The 3,494-nt window shown below is 56.9% G+C and carries 3 protein-coding genes; all 3 read left to right on the top strand.

What is annotated here, in order from left to right; translation table 11 throughout:
• Positions 1–484 precede the first annotated feature (484 nt).
• Positions 485–1,732, top strand: a complete 1,248-nt coding sequence (rho, locus tag HZB29_02175) for a transcription termination factor Rho (protein MBI5814400.1) — start codon at positions 485–487, stop codon at positions 1,730–1,732.
• 71 nt (positions 1,733–1,803) lie between these two features.
• Positions 1,804–2,022 (top strand): 50S ribosomal protein L31, encoded by a 219-nt coding sequence (rpmE, locus tag HZB29_02170; protein ID MBI5814399.1) that lies wholly within the window; start codon positions 1,804–1,806, stop codon positions 2,020–2,022.
• Between the two features lie 54 nt (positions 2,023–2,076).
• Positions 2,077–3,168, top strand: a complete 1,092-nt coding sequence (gene prfA, locus HZB29_02165) for a peptide chain release factor 1 (protein MBI5814398.1) — start codon at positions 2,077–2,079, stop codon at positions 3,166–3,168.
• Positions 3,169–3,494: the final 326 nt, after the last annotated feature.

The raw sequence follows: 3,494 nt of genomic DNA, 5'->3' as shown, positions 1-3,494 counted from the left end.
TCCGTTAACGCCTCTAAAAACCTCATCTTCCGAGTCTCCTGTAACCACTCTGTCCGCTTCATGGCGTTTCCTCCTGGATACACCATAGAACCGGACAGTTTATGTGCTACAGACCCGGACAGTTTATGTGCTCTCTACAAATTTTTTAATTTTATTGACACGGCTGGCCTTTTGGCCCTATCATCGTTTCCGTGGTGAATCACATTATCTAACTGGCCGTATCAACATCCATTAACTAAGCTTGCTTGACCGTTTATTATACCTTCAATGAGGCTCTTTTAGAGGGAATCGCCGCGCTTTAATCCAAATATGGCGCCGCCCATCGGGGGCGTCGGCCTGACAGGATATCCTTTCCATAACTAACAACAACCGCAAAACTCACAATTCCAAGATGGCTCAAAAAAACAACCCGGCAAAAGAAGCAGAAAACGAAACCACCGCCGCTCCCGCGGCCGACACCGCGGCGGCCGCGCCAGGCGTGCCGCTGAACATAGGATCGCTAAAGGACAAGACGATCAGCGAACTGACGGAGATCGCCGCCCAGTACAACGTGGAAGGGATCCGCGGCCTGCGCAAGCAGGAGCTGATGTTCAAGATACTGGAGGCCCAGACCGAGCAGGAGGGACTCATCTTCGGTGAAGGAGTGCTGGAGATACTGCCGGACGGTTTCGGGTTCCTGCGCGCTCCTTCGTTCAACTATCTGCCGGGCCCGGACGACATATACGTTTCGCCTTCGCAGATAAGGAAATTCGACCTCCGGACGGGGGACACCATATCCGGCCAAATCCGCCCGCCCAAGGAAAACGAACGATACTTCGCGCTGCTCAAGGTGGAGACGATCAACTTCGAAGCTCCCGATGAGCTGAAGGACAAGGTGTTGTTCGACAACCTTACCCCTTTGTACCCGCACAAGAAACTTTCGCTGGAGACCACGCAGGAAGCGCTCTCCGGCCGGGTGCTCGACCTTATATGCCCCATCGGCAAGGGGCAGCGCGCGCTCATCGTGTCGCCCCCCCGGGCCGGCAAGACGATGCTCATGCAGTCCATCGCAAATTCCGTGACGAAGAACCATCCGGAAGTCACGCTTATCGTGCTGCTCATCGACGAGCGGCCCGAAGAGGTGACGGACATGGAGCGGTCCGTGAAAGGGGAGATAATATCGTCCACCTTCGACGAACCCCCCACGCGGCACGTTCAGGTGGCGGAGATGGTCATCGAAAAGGCCAAGCGCCTGGTGGAACGCAAGCGGGACGTGGTGATCCTGCTCGACTCCATCACGAGGCTCGCCCGGGCGTACAACACCATCGTCCCCCCGTCGGGCAAGGTGCTCTCCGGCGGTATTGACTCCAACGCGCTCCAGAGGCCCAAACGGTTCTTCGGCGCGGCGCGCAACCTTGAAGAAGGCGGTTCGCTTACGATCATCGCCACGGCGCTTATCGACACCGGTTCGCGCATGGACGACGTGATATTCGAGGAATTCAAGGGTACCGGCAACATGGAAGTCCATCTGGACAGGCGTCTGGCGGACCGGCGCGTGTTCCCGGCCATAGACATCAGCCGCTCGGGCACGAGGAAAGAGGAGCTTTTGCTCGAATCCGACGACCTGAGGCGCGTGTGGGTGCTTCGCAAGGTGCTCCAGCCGATGGACTCCATCGAGGCGATGGAGCTTCTTATAGACAAGATGCGCTCGGCCAAGACGAACAAGAAGTTTTTGGAGTCCATGAACGCTTAACAAAACGCCGGATTTTTGATATATTATCCGATTCGGTGGTTATACAAGACAATAAGGAAGCGAGAGACAAGATGAAAAAAGAGATCCATCCGGAATATATGGACTGTGAAATCCACTGCGCCTGCGGCAGCGTGGTGAAGACCCGCGGCACTGTGCCGGTGGTAAGGCTGGACATATGCTCGTCCTGCCATCCGTTCTTCTCCGGCAAGCAGAAGCTTATAGACACCGCGGGCAGGATCGAAAAGTTCCAGCGCCGGTACAGCAAGAAAGAGGCCGCGGCGAAGGCTTGACGCCCCCCCGCCAGGCCCCCCTTTTTATAAACCCTCCGCCACGATTGCGCGCCTATGTTCGCCGCCCTTGACGCGATCGAGAAAAAATATTCGATCATAAACGACAAGATGGGGGATCCCTCCGTCGCGTCGGACCGGTCCGCCTTCGAAAAACTGGCCAGGGAGATGAAGGAAATCCAGCCGGTGGTGACCGCCTACCGGGAATACAAGAAGATGAAAGGCCGGCTCGACGAAGCCGAAAGCATGATCGGCGGCGGGGACGACCCGGAACTTGCCCAGCTTGCCGCCGAGGAAAAGGCGGAACTGGCGCCGAAAATCGAGGATTTTGAACGGCGGCTGCGGCTGATGCTCCTGCCAAAAGATCCCAACGACGAGAAAAACATCCTGCTGGAAATCCGCGCCGGCACCGGCGGCGAGGAAGCGGCCCTTTTCGCCTCGGCCCTTTTCCGCATGTACTCCCGGTACGCGGAGCGCAAAGGGTGGAAGGTGGAGGTGATGTCCGTGAACGAGACGGGACTTGGCGGGGTCAAGGAAGTGATCGCGGCGATCAATGGGCGCGGGGCCTATTCGCGTTTGAAATTTGAAAGCGGCGTCCACCGGGTGCAGCGCGTCCCGGCGACGGAATCGTCCGGCAGGATACACACATCCGCATGCACGGTTGCGATCATGCCGGAAGCGGAAGAGGTGGAGGTTTCGCTGGATCCCAACGACCTTCGCATAGACGTGTTCCGCGCTGGCGGCCACGGCGGCCAATCGGTGAACACCACGGACTCCGCCGTGAGGATAACGCACATCCCCTCGGGCCTCGTGGTCTCCATGCAGGACGAAAAAAGCCAGCACAAGAACAAGGCCAAGGCGCTGAAAGTTCTCGCCGCGCGTTTGAAAGATCAGAAAGAGCGCGAGGAATCGGCCAAACGCAGCGCCGACCGGAAAAGCCAGGTTGGCTCCGGCGACCGGAGCGAGCGCATCCGCACATACAACTTCCCCCAGGGGCGCATAACCGACCACCGGATAAACGTGACGCTGTACAAGCTGGAGCTATTCATGGAAGGGGAGATAGACGAGATGCTAGACGCCTTAAACTACGCCAACCAGGAAGCGCAGTTAAAGAACCAGACGGACAGCATCGCCGCCGCGGCGGTGTGAAGCGCCTCGATAGCCGGCGTATCCTCTACAATACTCCCGGTTTTCATATCTCATTTGAAAGCCATTCAAAATGAGCGTCATTAGCCGCAAGGTAGATGAAAGAATTCCAGTCGAATATATAAAGGCATCTGACAAACGCATTTTCTGGCAAATTATCGGGAAGCCGCGCTAAAGCGGAAGCTGAATCGGAGTCAATCCCTTTTTTAGTTGAAACTCCCGGCATGACCGTCACGCCGCTTTCACCATTATCTTCCCCGCCAGAGCCCGTTTCATGATCTCACGCAGTTCTGGCAGGTGTTTATAACCGCTCACTTTCCTCAACCTGG

The organism is Nitrospinota bacterium (genome assembly GCA_016235255.1).
In the GTDB taxonomy this organism is placed as follows: Bacteria; Nitrospinota_A; UBA7883; order UBA7883; family JACRLM01; genus JACRLM01.
Note: the sequence above shows the minus strand (reverse complement) of the source record. Positions and strands in the feature narration are given on the sequence as shown.

What these genes read in the sequence shown, in the direction of transcription:
- rpmE (MBI5814399.1), top strand. Translation starts at nt 1,804, where the DNA reads ATGAAAAAAGAGATCCATCCGGAATATATGGACTGTGAAATCCACTGC.
- prfA (MBI5814398.1), top strand. Translation starts at nt 2,077, where the DNA reads ATGTTCGCCGCCCTTGACGCGATCGAGAAAAAATATTCGATCATAAAC.